The 24,537-nt window shown below is 49.2% G+C and carries 20 protein-coding genes; 3 read left to right on the top strand and 17 right to left on the bottom strand.

Translation table 11 applies throughout. The features are described from left to right. Together K9N57_07535 and K9N57_07540 are read left to right on the top strand one after the other, a co-directional pair. Nucleotides 1–1,119: a hypothetical protein gene (locus K9N57_07535; protein ID MCF7804024.1), complete on the top strand. Its 1,119-nt coding sequence runs from the start codon at nt 1–3 to the stop codon at nt 1,117–1,119. 2 nt (nt 1,120–1,121) lie between these two features. Next, complete coding sequence (locus tag K9N57_07540; GenBank protein ID MCF7804025.1) at nt 1,122–1,826, top strand: HNH endonuclease; 705 nt, start codon at nt 1,122–1,124, stop codon at nt 1,824–1,826. Between the two features lie 151 nt (nt 1,827–1,977). On the opposite strand, the gene rsgA is transcribed toward K9N57_07540, so the two are convergent. Together rsgA and K9N57_07550 are read right to left on the bottom strand one after the other, a co-directional pair. Then, nucleotides 1,978–3,057: a ribosome small subunit-dependent GTPase A gene (gene rsgA / locus K9N57_07545; GenBank protein MCF7804026.1), complete on the bottom strand. Its 1,080-nt coding sequence runs from the start codon at nt 3,055–3,057 to the stop codon at nt 1,978–1,980. 633 nt (nt 3,058–3,690) lie between these two features. Next, complete coding sequence (locus tag K9N57_07550) at nt 3,691–5,103, bottom strand: hypothetical protein (GenBank protein ID MCF7804027.1); 1,413 nt, start codon at nt 5,101–5,103, stop codon at nt 3,691–3,693. A 474-nt stretch (nt 5,104–5,577) separates the two neighbouring features. On the opposite strand from K9N57_07550, the gene K9N57_07555 reads away from it, so the two are divergent. Continuing rightward, nucleotides 5,578–5,778 carry a hypothetical protein gene (locus tag K9N57_07555; GenBank protein MCF7804028.1) on the top strand — a complete coding sequence of 67 codons (201 nt, stop codon included), beginning with the start codon at nt 5,578–5,580 and terminating at the stop codon, nt 5,776–5,778. Between the two features lie 153 nt (nt 5,779–5,931). Here K9N57_07555 and K9N57_07560 read toward each other — a convergent pair whose 3' ends face one another. From K9N57_07560 to hemA, 15 genes are all read right to left on the bottom strand, one after another. Continuing rightward, complete coding sequence (locus tag K9N57_07560; protein ID MCF7804029.1) at nt 5,932–6,429, bottom strand: zinc ribbon domain-containing protein; 498 nt, start codon at nt 6,427–6,429, stop codon at nt 5,932–5,934. Between the two features lie 976 nt (nt 6,430–7,405). Then, nucleotides 7,406–9,889: a hypothetical protein gene (locus K9N57_07565; protein MCF7804030.1), complete on the bottom strand. Its 2,484-nt coding sequence runs from the start codon at nt 9,887–9,889 to the stop codon at nt 7,406–7,408. A gap of 157 nt (nt 9,890–10,046) precedes the next feature. Next, nucleotides 10,047–10,805 carry a protein-L-isoaspartate(D-aspartate) O-methyltransferase gene (locus tag K9N57_07570; protein ID MCF7804031.1) on the bottom strand — a complete coding sequence of 253 codons (759 nt, stop codon included), beginning with the start codon at nt 10,803–10,805 and terminating at the stop codon, nt 10,047–10,049. A 1,320-nt stretch (nt 10,806–12,125) separates the two neighbouring features. After that, the gene (gene hemL, locus K9N57_07575) at nt 12,126–13,409 is read right to left on the bottom strand and encodes a glutamate-1-semialdehyde 2,1-aminomutase (protein ID MCF7804032.1); all 1,284 of its coding nucleotides are present in this window, start codon (nt 13,407–13,409) and stop codon (nt 12,126–12,128) included. Between the two features lie 2 nt (nt 13,410–13,411). After that, nucleotides 13,412–13,831, bottom strand: a complete 420-nt coding sequence (locus K9N57_07580) for a type II toxin-antitoxin system VapC family toxin (protein ID MCF7804033.1) — start codon at nt 13,829–13,831, stop codon at nt 13,412–13,414. Continuing rightward, on the bottom strand, nt 13,828–14,070 hold the full coding sequence (locus K9N57_07585; protein ID MCF7804034.1) for an Arc family DNA-binding protein: 243 nt from the start codon (nt 14,068–14,070) through the stop codon (nt 13,828–13,830). The genes K9N57_07580 and K9N57_07585 overlap by 4 nt, the downstream gene beginning before the upstream one ends. 442 nt (nt 14,071–14,512) lie before the next feature. Then, entirely contained in the window at nt 14,513–15,487 is a 975-nt protein-coding gene (gene hemB, locus K9N57_07590) for a porphobilinogen synthase (protein ID MCF7804035.1), read from the bottom strand. A gap of 215 nt (nt 15,488–15,702) precedes the next feature. Next, nucleotides 15,703–17,142: a protoporphyrinogen oxidase gene (gene hemG / locus K9N57_07595; protein MCF7804036.1), complete on the bottom strand. Its 1,440-nt coding sequence runs from the start codon at nt 17,140–17,142 to the stop codon at nt 15,703–15,705. Beyond that, a complete protein-coding gene (gene hemH / locus K9N57_07600) occupies nt 17,139–18,158 on the bottom strand; it encodes a ferrochelatase (GenBank protein MCF7804037.1) in 1,020 nt (339 codons plus the stop codon). The genes hemG and hemH overlap by 4 nt, the downstream gene beginning before the upstream one ends. A gap of 75 nt (nt 18,159–18,233) precedes the next feature. Continuing rightward, the gene (locus K9N57_07605; GenBank protein ID MCF7804038.1) at nt 18,234–18,707 is read right to left on the bottom strand and encodes a four helix bundle protein; all 474 of its coding nucleotides are present in this window, start codon (nt 18,705–18,707) and stop codon (nt 18,234–18,236) included. A 77-nt stretch (nt 18,708–18,784) separates the two neighbouring features. Further along, on the bottom strand, nt 18,785–20,188 hold the full coding sequence (gene hemN / locus K9N57_07610; protein ID MCF7804039.1) for an oxygen-independent coproporphyrinogen III oxidase: 1,404 nt from the start codon (nt 20,186–20,188) through the stop codon (nt 18,785–18,787). Nucleotides 20,189–20,338: 150 nt separating this feature from the next. Continuing rightward, nucleotides 20,339–21,379 (bottom strand): uroporphyrinogen decarboxylase, encoded by a 1,041-nt coding sequence (gene hemE / locus K9N57_07615; protein ID MCF7804040.1) that lies wholly within the window; start codon nt 21,377–21,379, stop codon nt 20,339–20,341. A gap of 115 nt (nt 21,380–21,494) precedes the next feature. After that, entirely contained in the window at nt 21,495–22,313 is an 819-nt protein-coding gene (locus tag K9N57_07620; GenBank protein MCF7804041.1) for a uroporphyrinogen-III synthase, read from the bottom strand. After that, nucleotides 22,306–23,253, bottom strand: a complete 948-nt coding sequence (gene hemC / locus K9N57_07625) for a hydroxymethylbilane synthase (GenBank protein MCF7804042.1) — start codon at nt 23,251–23,253, stop codon at nt 22,306–22,308. Before hemC ends, K9N57_07620 begins: the two co-directional genes overlap by 8 nt. Further along, a complete protein-coding gene (gene hemA, locus K9N57_07630; protein MCF7804043.1) occupies nt 23,246–24,526 on the bottom strand; it encodes a glutamyl-tRNA reductase in 1,281 nt (426 codons plus the stop codon). The genes hemC and hemA overlap by 8 nt, the downstream gene beginning before the upstream one ends. Nucleotides 24,527–24,537 lie beyond the last annotated feature (11 nt).

Here is a 24,537-nt window from a genome sequence, read left to right on the forward strand (position 1 = left end):
TTGGGTACAATAATTCATTTAGACAACGATGAAAAAATTCTTCAAGATTTTAAAGGGCTATTCGATCAGTCCGGTATTAATCTTGATTTAGTCACTTGCCAAACAAAAGATGAATTTTATAAGCTTATTGAAGAGCATAAAAATTCTCTAAAGGCATTGGTCTTTGACTTATTAAGTTCTGAGCCCGGTAAAGAAGAACTACACAAAGGTGATGCAGAATTTCTGGACTCTGTAGAGGATAGTTTTTCTACGGTTAGTATTCCTATTTTCATTTACAGCGGGTTTTTAGAAGCTATTGAGGAACAATTTGAAACCCATGGAACTGTGTTTAAAATTGATAAAGCAAATGGGCCAGACGAAATACTCAGGCTGATCAAGCTTTTTGATGAATCTGGATTTTTAGACGTATTTAGCCCGGGTGGAAAAATTGAAAAAGATTTTCATAATGAATTAAATAAATCTTTTATATCTCAATTCACAAATAACAAGCAAATAGAAGAAATAATTAACACTGTTGCTGAAGAGGATGTCAAAGAATCTAAAGAAAGGGTTGAAAAGGTCTTTAAGAGAATTGCCTTAAGGTCACTTTTAACCGTGCTTCAGTTATCAGAAAATGAAGGAGATGAGGAATACCTTAATCCGGTTGAGCACTATGTGAAAAGAATTAATGATCAAAAGATTGTAACTGGAGATATCTTTTTTAGCCAAGAAAAAAACGAGCATTTATTAGTAATGACACCCAGATGTGACCTTGCTAATAAAGATCCTCAAGAAATTTTAGTATGTAATATTGATACAGAAAAATTTCCAGATAAGACGACAAGTAACACTCAGAAAGGTAAAATTCTTAATGCTATTACTGATAATCCTGAATATTCAGGTTATGACAGATACTTAGTTAGGTCCCCTTTTTTTGTTGGCGGCTTAATAAAAATTGGATCTTATTCAATGATAGCAAAGGAAGAATTACTGTCTAGTTACGATCTTCAGATAACATTAAGTGATGAACTTACAAATGAAATACTGGGTAAATTTGGATCTTATTTTTTCCGTACTGGAATTACAACATGGGATCTTGACGAAACTGTAAAATTCATAGAGTCGATAAAGGAAGATTAAAATTGACCTTCAAAAACTGGCTCATATCTACTGGACGAAAACCAATTTCAGCAAAGAAATATGAAAGTGCCGTATACGGATCAATTTCTGGTTGGGCAGAAGAGGCTGGAATAGTAAAGTCAAACCTAATTGATGTCAATGATCCTGAAGAGTTTGAATCACTTTCCAATAGGATTAAAGAACTTGAGATTTTTCTGGAAAGAAATACTGATGGACATCAGATGTACAGCGCTGCATTAAACAGGTACTCAGAATACCTGATAGCTATCCAAAATGAAATTGAAGAGGATATAGACAAAGTATCAAATGATGATTCTGTTTCTGAAACTGAAAAAGACAGTCTTATTAAATCCCGTCTGGGTCAGGGCGTTTTCAGAAAAAGTCTGATGGATTACTGGCAGAGATGTGCAGTAACCGGCTATCAATCCTCTAAATTATTAGTCGCTTCACACATTAAACCATGGAGAAGTTCCGATAACAAAGAGCGTATGGATGTGTTCAACGGCCTGTTATTGATTCCAAATCTTGATAAAGCTTTTGATAAAGGCTTCATATCTTTCAAAAAGAATGGTAGCATTATAATTTCAGAGTTTTTCCAAAAACCGGCTTCATTGGGAATAAAATCTGATTTAAATCTTAAGATTTCTAATAGGCACCAACCATATCTTGAATACCACCGTGATATAGTATTTCTGCAAGCTAATTAATCAGTTCATTTAGAAGATTTACTACAGAAGATGAAATTACGATAGTTATTGATCAGATATATCGTTTGTACAATTAAATTTTAGTTTAATCCGTGGTTATCTGCTGTTTCTGCGATCCGCCGAAGGCGGACAGCGTGCTATTTGTTTTTTCTCACCGCAACTTCTTCCGGTGCTTCTTCATCTCCTTCACATCCTTATAGATCTGTTTCCAGTACTCCTCGCGCTCGCGGCGGGCCGCTTCGTCCTGTTTGGATTCCAGGTAATCTAATTCCTTCTGGAGTTTCAGGTAATTCTCGTAGTGCGACTCCGGAATCTCGCCGGACTCCACCGCTGCCAGCACCGCACACTCCACCTCGTGCGTATGCGTGCAGTCATTGAATTTGCACTCTGCCGCCAGATCCAGGATGTCGTCGTACACCTCCTCCATCCCCCCGCCGGACCACAGTTGAAACTCCCGCATCCCCGGCGTATCGATAATCAGTCCGCCATCCGGCACCAGGATCAGTTCCCGCCGGGTCGTGGTGTGGAGCCCCTTGGAGTCGAACTCGCGCACCTCCTGGGTCTTCTGGCGCTCCTCACCGAGCAGCGCATTGATAATCGTCGACTTGCCCACGCCCGACGATCCCACCAGCGCAATCGTCTCGCCCGGCTGAATCGCAGATGCCAGTTCGTCGATTCCGTTGCCCGTTTTAGCACTCACCACAAACAACGGCACCGTCCCAGCGATGTCCTGAGCTGCGTCTTTCTTATCCGATAAATCTTCAGCCAGGTCCGATTTGTTCAGTATGATGCCCGGCTGAGCGCCGCTCTCCCGGATCATCACCAGGTAGCGCTCCAGGCGATTCGGACTGAAGTCGCCGTCCAGACTCTGCACCACATACACGTGATCCAGGTTTGCGCCGATGATTTGTAATTCCGTCCGTTTCCCCGAGGCTCTGCGGGTAAACGTTGTCTGTCGCGGCAGGATGTCGTGGATGATGGCTTTGCCCTCGTCACCCATCACGGAGATCGCCACCCAATCGCCAACCTTGGGATAATCCGCCGCCGATTCTGCCGAATAAATGAGCCGGCCAGTGATCTGCGCATCCAATTCCCCGTCTGCTGACATTACCAGATAATTATCCCGATTCTCGATTGCAATTCGTCCCGGCTCAAATCCCCGGGATTCGAACTCCGCGAATTCGGAGGCGAAAAAGTCGTTCCAGCCCAACTGTTCCAATGAATAGCCCATAACGCGGTTAAGATAGTATATGCCGGGGTTGGTTCAAAAGGTAAAAAACCGTGAGATGTGAGACGTGAGATGTGAAACGAAAATCAGTCAGCAGTAGGCAAAAATACACAACCGGGGGAATGACAGGCGGCTTCAGGAATTCGTGATAATTATTGGAAAAAAGGAATAGGGATTACGGAATAAGGAAAAAAGAACGCCCCTTTGGGGCTGGATGAAAAACCATGCGTACCCATCAATGGGCACATTCGTCAATTGCATAAGACAAATGACCCTTTCAGGGCCATTCGACCTCTGAAAAGGTCTTTATGTAACATTTTCAATCGTTCGTATGAATACTACCGTCACCGACGCTGTTAGCGATCGGCGACGGGATCATTTTTTTCCGAATTCCATATTTTACGTTGAATTCCAACAAATATGTCAACCCCGTGGGAGTCAGACTAGAGAGCTCGGGAAAATTTTGCATGCATTTTTTTATCTCCCACGTAATTCGTGTATAGTCACGGATAGGTTTTTCAGTTGTTATCTGTGTAATCAACTGACAGTTATTTCTTCGTGTCTTTGAGCCTTCGCGGCAAATTTTTTCGGTTTTCTTTGGCTCTTTTTTCTTAGCTCTTGGTTCTTTCGGTTTAGTTAAAAACGAATTTCTGCCTGAATCATGGAAAGAAACGCTGTGCGGTTGTTTTCGTCCCGAACCGGCACGACAGAAAAAGAGGGAATCACATCAAATGATTTCCGGGATTCAAGAGTAGAGTAGGTGCCATCTCTGCTGACATCCAGGATGGAGCGCGTCAGAAAGAAACCGCCGGCGCCACCGGCCATAACCATTGCAGAGATAACCTTTCCGTCGTTGATAGAAGTCAAAGCGGCGGTACCAAGGCTGAACGCCATACCGGAACCTGTACCCAGTGCCATAAGTACCGCCTCTCCAAACTGGTAATCATCTTTGGAAATGTACCGATCCATCAGAAAGGCACCACCCAAACTTCCGACTGTTCTCATTGTCAGGCTAAGCGAGGACTCCAAATCGATATCTGCAATCTCCGAAAGTAACCCTGCGTACATCAGGCCAAGCAACCGTCCCTCGTAGAGCATAAGGGCGTCACCGAACGTATAATTCCGGTCGCCGAAGTACCGGTGTCCCAGGTAAATACCCAGTGGATAGCCGGCCATCTCCATGAGTGCATCGGTGCGTTTCCATTCCTGATATTTTTGAAGAGCCTGATTATACTCTTGCTCATGAAAAATGTATTGGCCTGACCAGGGGTTATATTCTTCATATTCCCATTGCTCTGGTTTGTCTTCTGTGCCGGCCGAAATACGGTGCAGGTTCCTTGAAGCATAGCCTCCTAATTCGCCCCACAGACTGAGTGCCCAGGAGTGGCCATGACTCGGCTTCCACTGTTTATACAGGTAATCTCCAGCCCATATCCCAGCCGGAACAGAAGCCATTAACGACACAGCCCAGCCCTTGGAACTGTTGGTAAAAAGGTCAACTTCGGAAGGCCATAATTCGAAGACATCATTGACTAAATAGCCATATCGTAGTCCCAGCACCGATCCGCCTCGCATCATCTGGGCACGGCTGTACGGTATGTTCATATTTTTTGTGTACTGGTAGGTCAAATAAAATGCACCGCCGATTGAAAGCATTTCCGTCCCGACATACCACTTGGGATTCTCGGCATCCAGGACAAACGGAATCGTCCAGCCGTACAATCCGCTGCCGATAGCAATATTTTGGAGGACGACCGGCCAGCGGCCGGACTGGTCTAACCGGTCAGGTTGATTTCGGATGATGTCGTTTTCGAGCCGGGTAACCAGATTGTCCGGTAGATGAAGAGAGGACTGGAGAGTCCGCAGCAGATACCGCTCATTCTCATCGATGGATCCGTCACGGAAAGCGGAACGCAACAGATTTTCGTAAATTCCTTGCGGATTCAGGGAATCGGAGGGTATAGTATCTGCGGCAGTGGTTTGACCCGTTGCCGTGACTGTAAGGCAGCACAGCACCAGTATTACTGGAAACGCATAGAGGTATTTCATGGTTGGAACTCCGGTGTTATTGGTAATCGAAATATATCTGTGGATTGCGGTTCACGCAATATGAATAGTGATAAACAACAAAAAGACGGAAGTCACTAATAGGCAAAAAGTAACGAAGATATGGGAGAATGACAGCCGACGGAGACGCCATTGTACGAACAAGCGGACGTCTCCAGGCATTCGTGATGATATCGGATATGTGGAATTGGGAATAGGGAGAATCGTGATGCAAAAAATATACAGCAATCGTGAAAAGGGGATAGTTAATATGGGTTGGCGCGTCCTTTAAAAGTCGTGAACAGGAATTAATGAACCGTAAAAAAGCAAGAGGGGTGTACACCAATTTAATATCAAATAAATGAAAACCGATAATTGAGCCCCGAAGGGGCGGTCGCAATTAGCCCACCAATTAATTGGTGGGATCCGGGTATTCCCCCAAACAATCAAGTACGGTGAGGCGCGAGGGACGACCTGGTGTGGGTTGTCGAAGCTACCGCGGCCTCATCAGCAGGCACGCTGTTTCGCATCAAGACGTATGAAAAACAGAATATCGGAGAGGGGCATCTGCCGTTCCTCCTTGGGTACGTCCAGGGGCAATGTATGTATGCGATTTATCATGTCCTGAAATCCAGCGCGCCTCGCCCAGTCCCTCAGGAATACAAGGGTTGGCGGTAGTACTGTGGTGTTTTCAGATACTTTAAATATTTCTGCCTTACGGTGGTTCATTCCGTAATTCGTGTTCATTCCTGTCTCTTCGTGGACAATATTTTTTCACGTCCTTGAGACTTCGTGGTAAACTCTATCGGTTTTCTTTGGTTCTTGGTTCTTCTACAGGTCGTACAACTCCGGATCGCGCCTCAGCGGCCGCACCTTCGGCTGGATGCCTTTCTTCCCCTTGAACTCGAACGGCATCTCATCCTCGTCGAACATGTCGCCCATCTCCTCTTCAATTTTATCGGGATCCTCGCCGGCTTCAAGGCGGCCGAGAGCCTCTTCCATCTGCTCGTTGTATTTGAGGCCTGTTTTATCGGCGAATTTCCGCATGAACTGCGCCATAGAGCGGGGATCGTCTTCGTTCATATTCTCTGCCTCCGAGGCCAGGGACATCATCGCCTCCTCCATCTTGGATTCGTCGATGGGCAGATCCCCGAACTCGTCGTCGCCCTCACCGGCGCCGCCGGAAATTATGGCGGATTTGGAGACCATGCGCTTCAGTTCCTCCCGGTCGCACTTGGGGCAGCCGGGGATTTTATCAGTATTAATTCGCTGGGACCAGAAGCTGTAAACCGTGTGACAGTCCGGGCAGTAGAATTCGTAAACGGGCATGTTATGTGACCTCCGTGATTTTCATTTTGGTGCTCCGAAAATTTGTGGTAAAAAATACCGAGATTTTTCCTGTAGGGCAAACTGCAAACTACATGAAATTGATTTCAAAACAGCATCTATTTTTTGGTACTTTTGGCCAGCCCCAAAAGTACCAAAAAAGGCCTGCCTCCAAGAGATCCTTACGGGAGAAACTCAGAACTCGCACTGCTCTTTTGATGGATGGTCTTTCATAATACTATTTGGAACTCGAATTTGATATATCGCCATCAATTTGGGTGCTCAAACACTGAGTTTCCGGGTTAAATGCAAAGAACCCGGTACCCAGCGGCCTTGCTATTCATTTTGGGCACCGCTTCAACGAGTGGAGGCAAACAGAACCAGACTGTCCGAGTCCGGCGGCAGCCGGACGAGTTTCTGGTTCTGTTCCGGAACGAGTTGCTAAGCGGTCAAAATGGATAGCACCGCCTTGATTTTTTTACATCCTTTTGTATCAAGACAAAAGGATGAAAGAACAAAGCTGTTGTTCACTCATCATGCAAGCCTCAAAGATATTCCCACGGGAGAAACTCAGAACTCTCCCGTACATCTTTATGACAAGCTATTCACCACCAAGGCAATCTCGTCTTTTGTAAATATATAGGAAATACCAGGTTCCTTACACAAGAGTGAGTAATAATTCTACTTACATTGCCCGTTTTTTCTTGATAAAAAAACGGGCAGAAAAAATCAAGGAAGCTCAGAACTCGCACCCGTATGTCGAAAATTGGTCTTTCACAAATACCTTGTAATATTAGTAAATAATAATTGTTTTCTGTCGGGGTGCTCAAACACTGAGTTTCCGGGTGAAACAAAAACACCGCTTGTATATGGCCTTGCAATTAATTTTTAGGCCCTTTTAGCGTGCAAATGTTCCACACAAGCGCATCAAGGCAAAAGGGCACTTACATAAAAAAATCACAAAGGTGAAGTCAAAGCATCAAAGATAACAGCTTTTATTCCAAAAGATAGACGCCACCACCACAATCCCATAACACCCCAGCGCAATCCCCATCGTCACCGTAAACCCGAACTCCATGGATAGCATCACACCCAGCGGCGCGGCCACCACCGAGGCAAATCCGTTGATCCCCCACGCCCAGGGAATAAGCGGTTCGCTCCGGTTTTCCAGGATTTCGATGCCGGCGGGAAAGAACCATCCCATGCAGAAGGCCAGCGGAAACAGGGCGATAAACGTCACAAGGAAGCGGACTGCGGTTCCGAATCCGATAAATAGGTTCAGGAAGGAATCCAGTCCCAGCAGATAGAGTCCTGCGATGGCAAGTAAACCAATCCCGGCGGCCTGGATTCGCCTGGCGGCCGGCATGTTGATACGTCGCTGGGATGCACTTCCCAAACCTGCGAATACCAGGATAGCGGTGAGCGCCGCCGCTACACTATAAATCGGATCGCCCATAAACTTGGTGAACCGCTGAATATAGACCATCTCCAGGAACATAAAGCCGAATCCGATGCCGGCGAAGTGAAGGAGCGTCCAGCCGGACGTTCGGTTCAGTGGCAGCGACCGGTTCCGGAAGAAGAGCGGCAGCAGGATGAGCACAAACGCGATGAGGGAAACCTCGATGAGTGTAATAACCAGCACCGCGTACCCAAGCTCCAGTCGCTGGAGCCACTGTCTGCCGTAGGTTTCCATAAATTGATCCACAGAACTCCACTTAAAGAAGTTGAAAAAGTACGGCTGCTCGTCGGTGGCGGGACGCACGTTATACGCCCAATTCTGATAAAATTGTTTGGCATTTCCGGCGATTATCCGTCCGGCAGCGTGATGCAGATAAGAATACGACTCGCCTTCCGGCCCCGCTATTTTGTTTCGCTGCTCCAGCGCCGCTCCGGAGATCCCGGGAAACCAGCCCGCATCCATGATCAGCGAATCGCAGACCGCGCGGAATGCGGTGATCTGCTCCGTTGAAATTCGCGACTTTGCCAGAATCGTATTCGCCGCCAGGTAATTTCGGCTCTGCAGCATATGATATTCCGGACTTTCGACTCCGGATGACTCCAGAGATTCGTAAAACGTGGCAAAGATCTTGATATTATCCCTGGGCGGTGACTGGATTCCTCGTGTGATGCTTAGGAGTCCGTCCGGTGTTAATCGCTTAATACACTGCGCAATACCCTCAACCGTCAACAGGTAATTCTCGTGTAGCGACTGCAATCCACTCACACCAGCGGACATTCCCTCCACACCCGCAATCTGGATGATGTCGTACTGTTCCTCGGTCTGCTCCAGAAACAGCCTTGGATCCTCGTTGATTACCGTGACGTTCCCCTTCAGATATATCCGCCCCGACTCCCCTGCGAATTCATTTTTCATTAAATTCGTCAACTGCGGATTGGTCTGTACTACCGTGATCGATTCGGCGCCGAACCGCCGCGCAAGCCAGGCGTTCGTCCCGCCAACTTCACCAAGGAGCAGTACCTTCGGATTTTCCGTCAATCGATACGGAACCGATTGGGGCGTGTAATCCAGGATTGCAGTTTCATCCAGACTATCGACGGTAAAAATGGTGCCGGCCATTCCTCCGTCCATGAGCAGGGAGAACTGGGCAGGAGGCATTGCCTGAGATTGGAGTCCGGCGAACAACGTCTGATGCACCCTTTCCGATTGATACACATCAATCCGCGCCCGTGGACCGGGCTCCTGAATCAGAGGGGTTGCATCTCCCTGCGCTTCCAATCTTTGGAAATTCGCCAGCGCTTTGTACTGGTCGACCGTCTCCAATGGATGGAGAAACACCGAAATCCCGGTAACGATAATCCCGGCTCCGAGGAGGAAGAATGTGAACGGTTTCCGCTCCCCGAAAAAGCTTACCGGACTTGAGAATATCAAGCATAGCAAACCAATCAGAACGGTGAGCGCAAGTTTCAGGGGCAGGGCAATCGCCGGGATAAAAAACATAGCCAAAACCGCCAACATACCGCCGATTCCGCTTCCCAGGAGATCTGCTGCGTACAGCGTGGAAACTTCTTTGCGAAAATAGGAGATTGCCGCGCCAACAATTACCGCGCCGAAGAAAAACGGCAGGAGTATCAGCAGGTTGTAGAGCAGCATCAACAGTTGCTGGCGGGCGCTGAACAGGACATATCGTGTGTCAATGGGTAACGACTGAGCGGCGAGATAGCTCACTGGAATTGAGATCAGGAAGACCAAGTAGAAAAGCGGAACCCAAAACGCAAACCGGGATTTCATTCGCTCATAGAAAAACGCGAGAAATGTCCCGCTCACGCCAAAACCCAGCAATGCCGTGCTGATCACCAGATACGAGAAGTGGTGATACCGCACCACGGAAAGCGCCCGCATGAGAAAGAGCTGAAGTCCCACCAGCGTCACAGACACGAGGAAGATGGAGAGGAGTGTATATCGGTTGAACTGAAATGACCTTCTTTTATCGGCAGAATTCATCCGGATTAAGAGTAAGAGTATAATTAGGATTAAGAGACCCCGTGAAAATTAGGGCATTACCCATTATACCTTATACCCTATATCATATTTTCCTTCCTGTCTGAAATCCGCGGTTATCCGTTGTTTCTGCGATCCCCGATTTGTCGGGGACAGCGTGCTATTCGTTTTCCAGCGCCTCCCCCGTCATCGGGACGAACCGCACCGGCATCAGGCTTTCAGTGCGCATCTTTCCGTCCTCGCCCGTGGTGACCTTCATCAGGGTCTGAGTCACGTACGGGCTGCCCACCGGAATGACCATGACGCCATCCGCCTTCAGCTGCTTCAGTAGTGGCGGTGGGACGTGTCCGGCAGCTGCGGTCACGATGATAGCGTCGAACGGGGCAGGTTCCTCCCAGCCATAATAGCCGTCGGCAATTTTTACATGGATGGAGTCGTAGCCGAGTTTGTCGTATCGTTCTTTCGATTGTTGTCCCAGCGCTTCAATGATTTCGATGGTGTATACGTGTGGCGTGATCTCCGAGAGCACCGCGGACTGATATCCGCTTCCGGTTCCAATTTCCAGCACCTTCTCGTCGGGAGAGAGGTTCAGTATTTCCGTCATGTACGCCACGATATACGGCTGAGAAATAGTCTGTCCGTGTCCGATGGGCAGCGGCCGATCCCGGTAGGCATTTGATCGCTGACTCTTTGGAACAAACAGGTGTCTGGGCACATGGCGCATCGCGTCAAGAACGGCTTTGGAGTTCACACCTCTGGCGGCGATTTGATTTGCTACCATCTTATGACGCTCACTTTGGCGCTCGTCAAAACGTGGAGGGGACCAATCTGGCGTATCCGGTGGAACAGCTCCCGACATCTCTGGGAGGAAAACCACTGCAATGAATAAACTGAATACCAATGATAAAAATCTTCTCATGATTTCACCTCATCCGGTGACGGGTGAACAGAGTGAACATCTCTTATGGTTAAAGTATCAGGTGGGATGGTGAGGTACAACAGGAGATGCGGGTTTTTCTTTAATTTGGCAGCCTGATTTTTTTCATCTTTTAGTGTGCACACGCTTCCGCCGGTGCGTAGCGGGTTTGTAGAAATGCATTAAAATAATTAGCCTGAATTATTCATAAACTCGTGGACTTGTGATAAAAAATATCGCGCTTAGTTGTTCAGAATCAACGATTTGTAGAGACACGCCATGGCGTGTCTCTACCCACGAATATTTTGGCAGCGGAGTACTGCCCATTCATACCATACATCCGGTCAGTACTTCAATGCACAATTCCGAAGATCTTTTTATGAATAATACAGGTTAGAAAAGAATAATCGCACTATTGAATACCCGTTTTTTCTTGATATCCCATAGGGATCCCTTCCGGGGAAAAACGGGTAGCCTCGTAGAGATCCCTACTGGAGAAACTCAGAACTCGCACTTGTTATATCAATGATGTCCTTTCATAAGAATATTTGGAATTCATGTTTGGCTTATCGCCCTCAACTCGGGTGCTCAGACACTGAGTTTCCGTTTTAAAAGCAAAGAGTCCGGTTCCCAACGGCCTCGCTATTTATTTTGGGCACCGTTGCGATGAGTGACGGATAGCCAGAACCGGCTGTCTGAAGGAGCGCAGCGACTGAGTTCCGGTTCTGGCCCGGAGCGAATTGTGAAACGGTCAAAATGGATAGCACCGCCTTAATTTTTTACATCCTTTAGTGTCCAGGTATTAATGTCCAAGTATTCCATACAAGCCCGCACAAGCGTATCAAGACAAAATGAAAGAAAATTAAATCTGTGCCTCACTTAATATTGAGTGACGCTCCACGGCAAGGTGGCCTCAACCTGATCTCAGCGAAAAAAATAAGAACACTGGTTGAATGTCCCCTTTTTCCTTGATGAAAAAGGGGACAGAAAAAATCAAGAAAACTTCGAGCTCACGCCTCCGTAATTAATGGCTTTCCCATTTATGATGACGGTGATCAAAATCAATGCTCAGGTAGATATTTCTAGGGGCGTTCAGACAGCGAAGTTTTCGAAAACGTCAAAGCAGTTTATTATTGGCCTTGCTATTCATTTTGGGTACCGCTTCGACGAGTAGAGGCAAACAGAACCAGACTGTCTGAGTCCGGCGGCAGCCGGACGAGTTTCTGGTTCTGTTCCGGAACGAGTCGCTAAGCGGTCAAAATGGAAAGCACCGCCTTGATTTTTTCACCTGTTTTGTATCAACACAAAACTGGAAAGAAAAAATCAGCCAATCGCCTCAAGCGCCTTCCGGTGCGCTTCCAGCGTCCGGTCGATATCTGCCTCTGTGTGTGCCAGAGAGACAAATCCGGCCTCGAACGGCGACGGCGCGATGTAGATGCCGCTGTTCATCATCTCCACGAAGTATGTATTGAACTTGTCCCGGTCCGCGTTGCTGGCATCCTCGAAGTTTTCCACCGGATTGTCACTGAAATACTGGCAGAACATAGAGCCGACCCGATTGATTGTTGCCGGTACGCCGGTCTCTTCCAGGTTTTCAAGCATCCCCATTTCCAGACGATTGGAGATCTCTTCGAGGCCTTCGTATACCATTTCGCTCTGGATGAGTTGGAGCGTTTTAAGTCCCGCAGCCATGGCCACCGGATTACCGGAGAGCGTTCCCGCCTGATACACCGGGCCAGTTGGTGATACGTGCTCCATAATCTCCTGTTTGCCGCCGTAAGCGCCCACCGGCATCCCGCCACCGATGATTTTACCGAGTGTCGTGAGATCCGGCATCACGCCGTAACGGGCCTGGGCGCCACCGAGTGCAACCCGGAACCCGGTCATGACCTCATCAAAAATGAGCACGATGTCATTGTTATCACAGAAGGAACGAAGCCCTTCCAGGAATCCGGTCTTTGGCGGAATCGTTCCCATGTTACCGGCCACCGGCTCCACGATAATCGCGGCGAAGGCGTCTCCGCCATGATCCCGCAGGAGCGCCTGCACCGAATCGAGGTCATTGAACTGGGCAATGTGCGTATCTTTGGCAGTACCTTTCGTAACTCCCGGTGAATTCGGCTGTCCGTGCGTCAACGCGCCGGAGCCGGCCTTGATGAGAAAACTGTCTCCATGACCGTGATAGCAGCCCTCGAATTTGATAATTTTATCCCGGCCGGTATAGCCGCGCGCCAGCCGAATAGCACTCATCGTCGCTTCGGTCCCGGAGTTGACCATCCGGACTTTCTCAATCGATGGGACTATTTTAATAATTTCTTTGGCGAGTTTCGTTTCCAGGGCAGTTGGTGCCCCGAAACTCAGGCCATTATCCATCACGATTTTTACGTATTCCATCACCTCGCGATCGGCGTGGCCCAGGATCATTGGTCCCCAGGAACCAACGTAATCCACGTATTCATTCCCGTCTTCATCCCAGAGAAGTGAACCGCGTCCGGATTTGATAAAGGGTGGATCCATCGGCACCGAGCCGAACGCTCGCACCGGGGAATTCACACCGCCTGGAATCGACTTTTTCGCCTGCTCGAATAGTTGTGCGTTTCGTGACATATTTACAACTCCTCCTCGTTCATTTTTAAATATTGACCGATAGAAAACGCAATTTCAGGAAATGCGTCGAGTACTTGTTGGTCCTCCGTGACCAGGGGCGCCCCGACATCTTTGGCCAGAGACACAAATTCGCAATCGTAGGCGGAGCAATCCGAATGACTTGCGAGTTGCAGTATCGATGCGGTGTCAACACTATATTCCAGTCCATGGAATCTGTTTTGCGCCAGCTCGAATATCTCCAGCGATTGGTTCAAATCGAGAATTTCTTTCCGGATATACATTGTCAGAATACTGCGAAACTCGCTCCGCCAGAGTATCGGCACGCCCCATTCGTGATCCAACCGGTGTAAGGCTTGTGCGCTTTCGGTTTTGACAGAATGCAGGTAAAAATAGGCGATAACATTCGTGTCGACAACGATCATGGGCGGCCGTGTGCTTTAGCATCGGCAATTTCTTTTGGGGTCAGGGTGTGAGACTCCGTTCGTTGCCGAAATTTTTGCGCGCTTTCCAGATGTTCCTCGGGATCGAACGGCCGTGCTTCCACAGCCTGTGATAAGCAATGAATGATCTCTTTATTTACGCTGCGTCGATGGGATTTGGCATGATCCCGGATCTTCTCGTACAGGTCATCAGGAATATTTTTTACCGTGATATTTTTCATGAAGAAAGGCCCTCACCTTTATGCCGGTTTCATTATGGAACCAATTTGGAAATTTTTAGGGTGAGTGTCAAGAATTCAGTGGGGTACTGTTACTGCGGTTGAGGGCCCAGAGCCATCAGTCTCCGGTCAAAGATAGTGAGATGTGATTCGCCGCAGGTGAATTCAGATGTGAAAAACGCATTACGCACTGCGTATTACGTTTTGACAATGTTGTGGTTTGAAAGTTGTGAGAACTGGTTGGTAGTCCCCTCTTTAGAGGGCCATTCTGTTGGTTGTTAGTGGTTTGTAGTTCGTTGACCTGAGAAGAAAATGCTACTTGTATAAGTTTCCATTGATCTTTACGGCTCGATATTTTTTCACAACAAACAACGAACCACGAACAACTAACATTTTTTCCGGTTTCAGGATTTCCCCCTATACCTTATACCCTATTCCCCCATACCTATCCGTTTAAAAGTCTCGCCGCCTCCTGAGCAAAGTACGTCAAAATCAAATCCGCCCCGGCGCGCTTGATGGACGTCAGAGTTTCCAGCATTACCTTGTCCCCGTCCACCCAGCCGTTCTGTGCTGCGGCTTTAATCATGGCAAATTCACCGCTGACATTGTAAGCCGCTGTCGGCATTGCGAAGGTATCCTTTACTTGTCGGATGATGTCCAGATACGGAAGCGCCGGCTTCACCATCACAATGTCTGCGCCTTCCCGGATGTCCAGTTCCACTTCGCGGAGTGCTTCATCGGCATTTGGCGGATCCATCTGGTAGGACCGGCGGTCGCCAAACTGCGGCGGTGATTCCGCGGCATCCCGGAACGGACCGTAATAATTCGAGGCAAACTTGGCAGAATATGCCATCACTGGAATGTCGTCGAAGCCATTCTCATCCAGCGCTTCGCGGATGTAGCCGATACGTCCGTCCATCATATCCGACGGCGCGACCATGTCGGCGCCGGCTTCGGCGTGGCTCAGCGCCTCTTTGGCGAGCAGCTCCAGTGTGGGATCGTTGGCGACATCCTGGTTCTCGATGACGCCGCAGTGCCCGTGATCCGTGTACTCGCACATGCAGACGTCGGTGATGAGGTAGAGTTCCGGCACTGCTTCCTTGATCTCCCGGAGCGCCCGCTGGACGATACCATCTTTGGCATATGCTTCTGAGCCGATTTCGTCTTTTTCCTCCGGAATACCAAAGAGGATAATCGCCGGGACACCAAGATCGAAAGTTTCCTGGCTGACCTTCACAGCTTCATCGATAGACAGTTGATATTGCCCCGGCATACTGGGGATTTCGTTCTTTATGCCTTCGCCTGGACGGACAAAGATCGGATAGATAAAATCGTCCGGTGAAATGTGAGTTTCTCTGAACATCCGGCGGATGGTTTCGTTTTTGCGTAAGCGGCGCATGCGGGTGATTGGGAAATTCATAAAAACCTCAAAAGTGTTAGTGTGTTATGGTGTTCATGTGTTCAAGTTAAAAAAGCGTGTTAATGTGTTACCGTACCGTGTTATAGTTAAAGCCGGTCGGACGCCCAGTGTCCACAGTCACTTCACGTGTTGGTAGTTCCCGCTTTAGCGGGTATTTGTTCGTTTTTCGTAGTTTGTGATTCGTTGTATTCTTTTATTTTCGGTGTCTTTCCGTTTTATTTAATCTGTTTTTCTTTTCTCTGCGTCTCTGCGGTGGAATCCGTTTTTGTTTTCAGGTACTCATAAATTGCTTCCGCGCGCGGTTCAGAGTGCTTAATACAGTCCGCCACACTGATGCCGCCCCGATGATTCCCGGTGATGAACAGGCCGGGATGGTTCTCCTCGAAGGTCTCCATCCGGGCTTCGCGTTCCAGGTGCCCCAGCGTGTATTGGGGAATGGCCTTTGGCCAGCGGCGGATAAAGAGTTTTTCCGGTCGTGCTTCGACACCCATAAGAATGGCAAAATCTTCACGCATCTGCTGCAAAAGTTCTTCGTCGGATAGCTCTAACTTCTCTGGTTGTCGTCTGCCGCCGACGAATGTGGTGAAGGAGACTTTGCCCTCCGGCGCCCGGTTCTCGAAGACCGTCGTGGACCAAATAGTGCCAAGGATATTCATTTCCTCCTTCTCCGGAATCAGGTAGCCGAATCCGTCCAAATCAATGGGCACGTCTTTCTTGTCAAAGGCGCTGTACATCATAATTGCCTTGGCATACGGAATAGCGTCCAGCGCGGCAGCGGTCTCGTTATCCAGATCCCGGATAAACTCCGACGCCACATACGCAGGTACCGCAAACAGTACAGAATCCGCACTTACTTCACGCGATTCACCATCTTTGGAATAGGTAACTTGCCATTCATCGTCACCTGATGCAACGCTTTGCACTTCAACGCCCGTTTCGATGGAATCCGCCAGTTCACTTCCCAGCGATTCGGTGAGCGTTCCGAGTCCGTTCCGGAAGGAGAACATCTGGGCGCTCTGTTTGGACTCCTCGCCCTCTTCCAGCCGCTTTTTTCGCTCACGGCGTCCTTTAATGACGCCCTTGAAGATTCCGCCGTAATTCTCCTCCAATGCAGCCAGCTTCGGGAACGCAGCTTTCACCGACAGTTCTTTGGGATCGCCGGCGAACACGCCTGCCACGAACGGATTGATAGCGTAATCCAGAAATTCCGGGCCCAGGCGACGGCTCACAAATTCGGCCACGGTCTCCTCTTTATCCTCCGGTGCTTTGCCAATGAACAGTTCGAGAGGCACTCGCCACTTGGCCTTCCGGCTGAACAGTTTTGTCTTAAAAAATTTCAGCGGAGCCATAGGCAACGGATGCAACTCTTTGTCCCGTACGATGTAGCGGTTGTTGGCTTCGTCGTTGGCGTAGATCATCTGATCTTCCAGTCCCAGCGATTCCACCAGCTTTCCGATCACCGGATTCGTCTCCATCCCGCTGTTCGGCCCGTGCTCGATGATAAATCCGTCTTCCCGCGTGGTCTGGATAGAACCGCCGATCCGGTCGGCCTTCTCCAGGATTTGTACCGAATGTCCCTGTTGTTTCAGCCAATAGGCCGCAGATAGTCCCGATACTCCGGCTCCGATGACAACGACGTCCACGTGTTCATTCATTTTTCGATCTCCTCAAGTACCCGTTGTGCAAGCGCGTCGATAAATTCCGGGGAGTCATTCAGCGCCGGCATCACGTGGTAGTGTTCTATCCCGGCATCTTCAGCAATCTCACGATCCTGAATATTCAGTTCGTGCAGCGTCTCCAGATGATCACTGACAAACGCCACCGGCACCACCAACAGATGCTTGACTCCTTCTTCACCCAATTGCTCTAACTTATCTATGGTCGAGGGCTGTAGCCACTTCTGCGGACCGACCTTGCTTTGATAGCTGATATGGTGTGGATAATCTGTGGATAACCCGTCCATTACGTGTTTGACAGTGGTTTCGATGTGATCTTGGTAGGGATCACCGGATTTGATTACCTTTAACGGCACACCGTGCGCGGAAAAGAGCAAATGCAGCGGCTCATCCGTCTCGCAACACCCGTCGATAGTGCGTTCCACTTGGTTGACCATGGCATCGATATATGGCTGATAGTCGGGATACGCACGAATCGCATCGCTGGGTAAATCGGACAGTTTTGTGCCATTTGTCACACGTTCCCACTCCTTGAAGCTGCTGCCGGAAGTGGTTTTGGAGTAGTGTGGATAAAGTGGGAGTAAAACAAGGCGATCCACATCGGCGGCTTTCACTTGCTCAGCTGTTTCTTCGGTCAGCGGGTGCCAGTAGCGCATGGCAACGAAGGCGTGGTAATCCCGCCCCGGATCGCGCTTACGGAGTTCGTCCCGGAGCAACTCCGCCTGCTTGTTGGTGATCTCCCGGATTGGCGAAGGGCCGCCCATTTCGCGGTACAGCTCCTCCACCTCCTCGCTCCGTCGGCTACTGATAAACTTCGCCAGCGGCTTCCTGAGCAGAAAACCGAGCGGTATATCAATGATATCCGGGTCGTTGAACAGGTTGTTCAGGAAGGGTTCGACGGCGGCGTAACTATCCGGCCCGCCGAGCTGGAAAAGTACAACACCGACTGATTCTTTTTTTTGTGTGTCTGGGGATTTATGAGTTTTGGGTTCCATGCAGCCCTTTAGCTAATAACGACGTGTTATTGTGTTATAGTGTTAGCGTGTTATAGTTCTGCGTTTCCTTAACATTTATATAGTGTCAGGGTCAATGAAATTTTCAGGGATCGAGTAAGAGGCGTTAAGAGTTCCTTCAACTGAGTATTCAGATTCGGGTTCTTTAACACTGCCCCCCGGTCTGTCGTAATTTTTAAGATATCGTACCAAACCGAAAATTAATTTCCGGACATTATTAGTCGATACCGAAATAATTGAAAACTGCTCCTTGGTGATGTAATTTTGGTCCAATGCGATATATAATTGACTCTTCAACTCTGAAGCAGAGCTTTGTGCAATGTCAAGAAAACGAACGAACTCTTTTTTGTGATATCTCCCAAATCCCTCGGCAATATTCGACATTATTGAGATTGCAGCGCGTCTTGTTTGATTTTTCAACTCAAAGTCCCGACTGAAATCACCGTCATTTGAAATGGAATATATTTCATTAACTAATTCCCGCGATTTCTGCCAACAAATCAGTTCCTCAAAATCCTGAATCTTAGGCATTTTATTATCCTAACCTCGACTTTGTGCTCCGGTTTTTAACTATAACACAGTAACACAATAACACTTTAACACTACCGTCACACTGTACGCGAATACGTCGGCGTCTCCTCTTCCTTCTCCCGTTTGAGATACGAATCAAACGTCATCGCGATATTGCGGATGAGCAGGCGACCAAGTGGTTTGACCTTAATGACATCTCCCTGGTATTCCACGAGATCGTCGGCGATGAATGGCTCGAGCTCGGGCAGATTAGCGGCAAAATAATCACCGAAATCGATGCCATATGCTTTCTCTACTTCACTGGGATGGAGTTCGAAGTCGCACATCAGCCGGGTGATGACCCAGCGGCGAATCTGATCGTCCCGGTTGAGTTCGTAACCCTTGAATACCGGCAGGCGACCCTCGGAAATCCGCTGGTAATAGGCGGAGTTCTCCTTAACGTTCTGCGCGTAAACGTCCTGCGTCTGGCTGATGCTGGTCATGCCGAGCGCGTAGAGATCAAGCCCGGCTCTGGTTGAGTAGCCCTGGAAATTCCGGTAAAGTTTTCGTTCCTGCTGGGCAAGGGTGAGTTCGTCGTCCGGTTTTGCAAAGTGATCCATACCGATAAAGACGTAGCCGGCATCGGTGAACTTGTCGATAGCCATTTTGATTATCTGGAGTTTGGTCTCCGCAGTGGGGAGCCAATCCTTCTTGAAATAATTCTGGTGCGGCTTCAGCCACGGAACGTGCGCGTAATTGAACAGCGCAATCCGCTCGGGGCTGATATCGATGATAGAATCCACCGTCCGCTCGAAGCGTTCCGGCGTCTGGTGCGGTAGTCCATAGATGAGATCGATGTTCAAGCTCTGGTAGCCAAGTTCCCTCAACGAATTGAAGTGCCGGCGGGTCAACTCTTCCGGCTGAATGCGGTGGACGGTCTTCTGTACCAGCGGATCGAAGTCCTGTACGCCCATGCTGGCGCGGTTGAATCCCATCTCCCGGAGCGCCTGGAGCCTGTCGTAGGTCAACTCCCTGGGATCGATCTCCACTCCAGCCTCGATATCATCGGAAAATTCGAAGCGTTCACGAATGTACCCCATAATATCGCGGATCTGATCCGCGGTGAGATACGTCGGCGTTCCGCCGCCCCACTGGAACTGCCGGACTTTCCGGGTGCGATTCTCCGGCAGATACGACGCCAGCATATCGATCTCTTTCTTCAGATATTCGATATATTCGTCGATCTTCGCCGGCGTTCTTGTGATAATCACATTGCATCCACAATAGAGACAGAGCGAATCGCAGAACGGGAAGTGGAAATAGAGCGACAGATCCGGCGCGTCCTTCCTGGCGTTTGATTCCCGCAACTCCTCATCCCACGACTCCTCGTCGAATCCCTCGTGAAAGTGCGGCGCAGTGGGATAGCTGGTGTATCGCGGGCCGGGTTTGTCGTACTTCTTCAGTAAATCTATATCGACGATGACGTCTTGGTTGACACTCATTTTATAAACTCCACTTTTACCGCTGAGAACACAGAAGAAATATATTTGTAGCCACCAAGACTCAAAGACACTAAGAACAGATTTATACTATTTTTAGCCATATTTTTGTCTTTCTCTGCGATCTTTGCGTTCTCTGCGGTGAAATTTTTTCTATTTGTAGTTTTTCACTGCATCCACAAACGTCCTCGCGTTTTCCACCGGTACATTGGGCGTTATACCGTGGCCCAGGTTGACGATGTGCCCCGGGCCATCGCCGTAGGAATCCAGCATTTTCCGGGTTTCGGTTTCGATGGTCGCCGGATCGGTGAGCAGAATCGCGGGATCGAGATTGCCCTGCAGCGCAACTTTGTCACCGACCTCTTCTCTGGCATCTCCGAGGTCTATCATCCAGTCCAGACTGAGTACGTCGGCACCAGTTGCTGCCAGAGATGGTAGATGTGTCCGGGCTCCCTTGCTGAAGACCGTCACCGGCGTCTCCGGGTGGCGTGCTTTTATTCCCTCGACAATAGTTGTAACAGGTTCAAGCGCGAATTCCTTAAATGCGGCCGGAGTTAAAATTCCGCCCCATGAATCGAAGATCTGCACGATGTCCGCCCCGGCCTGTATTTGCATGTCGAGGTATTCGATGGTTTCGACCACCAGTTTGTCCAACATGGATTTCAGTAGTTCCGGTTGGGAGTAGAGCAGCTTTTTCACCACCTTGAAATGCTTGGACGAACCGCCTTCAACCATGTACGTCGCCAGCGTCCAAGGGGCTCCGGTAAAACCGATAACCGGTACCCGTCCATCGAGTTGACGGACTGTTTCCTCAATGGCTTTGCCTACGTATTCCAACTCCGGAAGAATTCCGCTACGGAGATCATCAACATTCTTATCGTTCCGTACCGGATTATGAAAGACCGGACCGCGACCGGAGACGAACTCCAGATCCAGTCCCATGGCTTCGGGAATCGTAAGGATATCGGAAAAAATAATCGCCGCATCCACACCAACGATATCCACCGGCTGGATGGTTACCTCCGCCGCCAGTTCCGGCGTTTTGCACATGGTCAGAAAATCTGCCTTTTCCCGGACTGCCCGGTACTCCGGCAGATACCGCCCAGCCTGGCGCATCATCCAGACTGGACGACGTTCGGTTTGTTCTCGTTTTGCGGCTTGTAAAATTAAATCGTTCTGTAAGTTTTTTGACATTTAAAAACCGTGTTATAGTGTTAGCGTGTTACTGTGTTTTAGTTGTTGAAGTCTTTTCCATCTTCATTCATACTTCTTGGCGCTTTTGCGAGAATCTTTCAGTGTATTTCGGTGTTTAAAGAGTTTTTCTCCGTGACCTCTGCGTCTCAGCGGTAAATTTTTTATGTTTCGAAATTTCTTCCAGCATGTGCTCAACCGTATATTCCTCCGGAACGACCGCAACCTCAACTCCCGCCGACTCGATTGCTTCTGCCGTGATCGGCCCAATGGCGGCAATTATGGATTGGTTGATGAGTTCGCCCGGTGATTCAGCGGTTTCCGCCAACAATTCATAGAAATTTTCGAAGGTCGACGGACTGGTAAAGGTCAGATAGTCAACAGAGCCGTCTCTGAGCAGGGGGATCAACCCAGAGGCGGCTTCTGAATCCGGTGATACGTTGCGGTATGCTTCCAGCCTGGTAACTTCAGCACCGTGCGACTTCAGCCCTTCTTCCAGCGTCCTCCGCCCTTTATTTCCGGTTACCTGCAAAAAGCGCTTTCCATCGATATTCTTCTTCGCGAAGTATTCGAGCAATCCCTCTGCAGAGAAGTCCTCCGGAACGACATCAACTTCGATAGTGCTCTCTCGAAGCGCCTCGGCGGTTTTGCTTCCCACGGCGGCGATATTGGATTGTTTCAACCGGGATAATTCCGAAATGTTAGAGAGTCGAACAGTCAAATGCTTTACACCGTTGGCACTTGAGAAAATTATCCAGTCATACTCTTCCAGAGTTTTGATAGCAGCATCAACCTCGTCCCAGATCTCCGGCGGCTCGATAGCGATTGTCGGAAAAATCACTGGCTCTCCGTCCATTTCCCGGATCAACTCAGCCATCTCAGAAGCTTTGGGCTGAGGCCTGGTCACCAATATGGTTGCTCCATCCAGATTATTCATTCGGTTCCAGCGCCTCGCGGACTTCCAGCAAGATTTCTTCGGCTCCGTCCTTCAGCAGCTGGTTGGCCAGTTGGATACCCAGCGATGTGGCATCGTCCGGCGACCCGGAAATTTCACCGCGCACAGACTTGCTGCCGTCAAGTGCGCCTACGTAGCCTTGCAGGTTCACCTCACCGCCAATCACTTCGCCGTATGCACCGATGGGCACCTGGCAGCCGCCTTCCAGCTTCCGTAAAAATCCCCGTTCCGCGCGGGTACCGGCTTCGGTATCCGCGTCATTAATTGGCGCAACTATCGCTTTAATCTGGAAATCGTCGGAACGGGTTTCAATACCCAGCGCACCCTGTCCCACCGCCGGCAACATAATATCCTGGCTGATGGTCTCGGTGGCTTCGTCTTCCATCTCCAAACGGACCAAACCGGCTTTTGCCAGCACCATCCCGTGCCAGTCTGAGTCTTTCAGTTTCTGGATACGCGTTGGCACGTTACCGCGGATGTCATGAATAATGAAATCCGAGCGGTAATTCAGAAGTTGTGATTGCCGGCGCAAACTTCCGGTGGCGATGTGAGCGCCTTCCGGTAAATCCGCCAGCAGAGTACCGCCTTTGGAAACAAGTACATCGCCGGGATCTTCGCGTTCGGAGATGGCAGAAATTGTGAGTCCCTCCGGTAAAACCGTTGGTAAATCTTTTAAACTGTGGACGGCGAGATCGACAGTGCCGTCCAGCAGACGATCTTCCAGCGCTTTGGTGAACAGTCCCTTGCCGCCGATTTTTGAAAGCGCCGTATCAAGGATTTTATCTCCCTCGGTCTGAACAATCTGGATTTCTATGGAAAGTTCCGGGTGATGCTCTTCCAACTGGCTTTTCACCCAATTCGACTGCCAGAGCGCCAGATCGCTGCCCCGGCTGCCGATGATTAATGTATTATTATTACTCATGCATTGTTTCCTTCAGGTCGAAGAGTTCGTAAGCCGCTTCAATTCGTTTCAATTCACCGTTGCCGTTCTGTGCTGCTTCCCGGAGTTGCATCATCGGAGTATGCAGAAATTTTTTCATCAGGATTGAAGTCAGCTTGTCCAGATCCTCCCACTCGTCCTCATCAAAATATTTGCGCGCCTTTTCCAGCTCCTCCTGCCGGAGCTGTTCGAACTTTTTGTGCAGAGAGGCGATCACCGGCTTTACATCCAGGGTTTTTATCCAGTCCGTAAACGAGGCAACTTCCTCATCCACGATTTTCTCTGCGACTGGAATTTCCTCTTTCCGTAGATCCAGATTTTTATTCACGATGGTATTCAGGTCGTCGATATCGTTGAGAAACACGTTATCCAGCTTGTTCAATGCGGGATCGATATCTCTGGGAACTGCAATATCTATGAGAAATAGCGGTCTGTGGTTTCGTTTGGACATTACCTTCTTCACCATCTCTGCGGAAACCGTAAAGTCCGGCGAATTGGTGGCAGAAATGACGATATCCACCTCGCCGATCTTCTCGCCATAGGAATCAAACGGCAGCGCGTATCCACCAAGTTCTTCGGCGACTTTTTCCGCTTTCTCAAATGTACGATTGGTAATGTAGAGCGTTTTGATATCCCGGGATTTAATATGCCTGGCCGTTAATTCACCGGTTTCCCCGGCCCCAATCAGTAACGCCGTACGTTTTGACAGGTCGCTGAAAATCTTGTTTGACAGTTCCACCACCGCCGAACTCACGGAGACTGCCCCAGCGCCGAGCTCTGTCTCATTTCTTACGCGCTTACCGACATGAAAGGCCGAGTGAAACAGTGTATTTAAAATGGTACCGGTGGTTTCCATATCCGAGGCCATCCGAAATGCGTCTTTCACTTGTCCAAGGATTTGCGGCTCCCCCAGTACCTGGGAATCCAAACCGGATGCAACTCTGAAAAGATGTTTGACCGCATCGGCTTTTTTCTTCACATATGTAATTTCCGGGTTCGACCAGATCTCGATATTCCCGGAGATATTCAGTAGTGTCCGCAGGCACATCAGGTAGTGCGGGTTAGATGGCCCAACGATATACCACTCAGTCCGATTACACGTGGACAGTCCCACCACCTCTGAAAAATGCCCGGTCGCTTTTATGGCATGCAGAATGGAAGACATCCTGTCAGGCGACACCGCAGCACATTCCCGCTGATCCACCGAGGCGGATTTATGATTCAGGCCGAGAACGTATATTTCAAACGCTTTCATGGTTCTTCCTG

The sequence above is a fragment of the Candidatus Neomarinimicrobiota bacterium genome (genome assembly GCA_021734025.1).
Lineage (GTDB): Bacteria > Fidelibacterota > JAANXI01 > JAANXI01 > JAANXI01 > JAANXI01.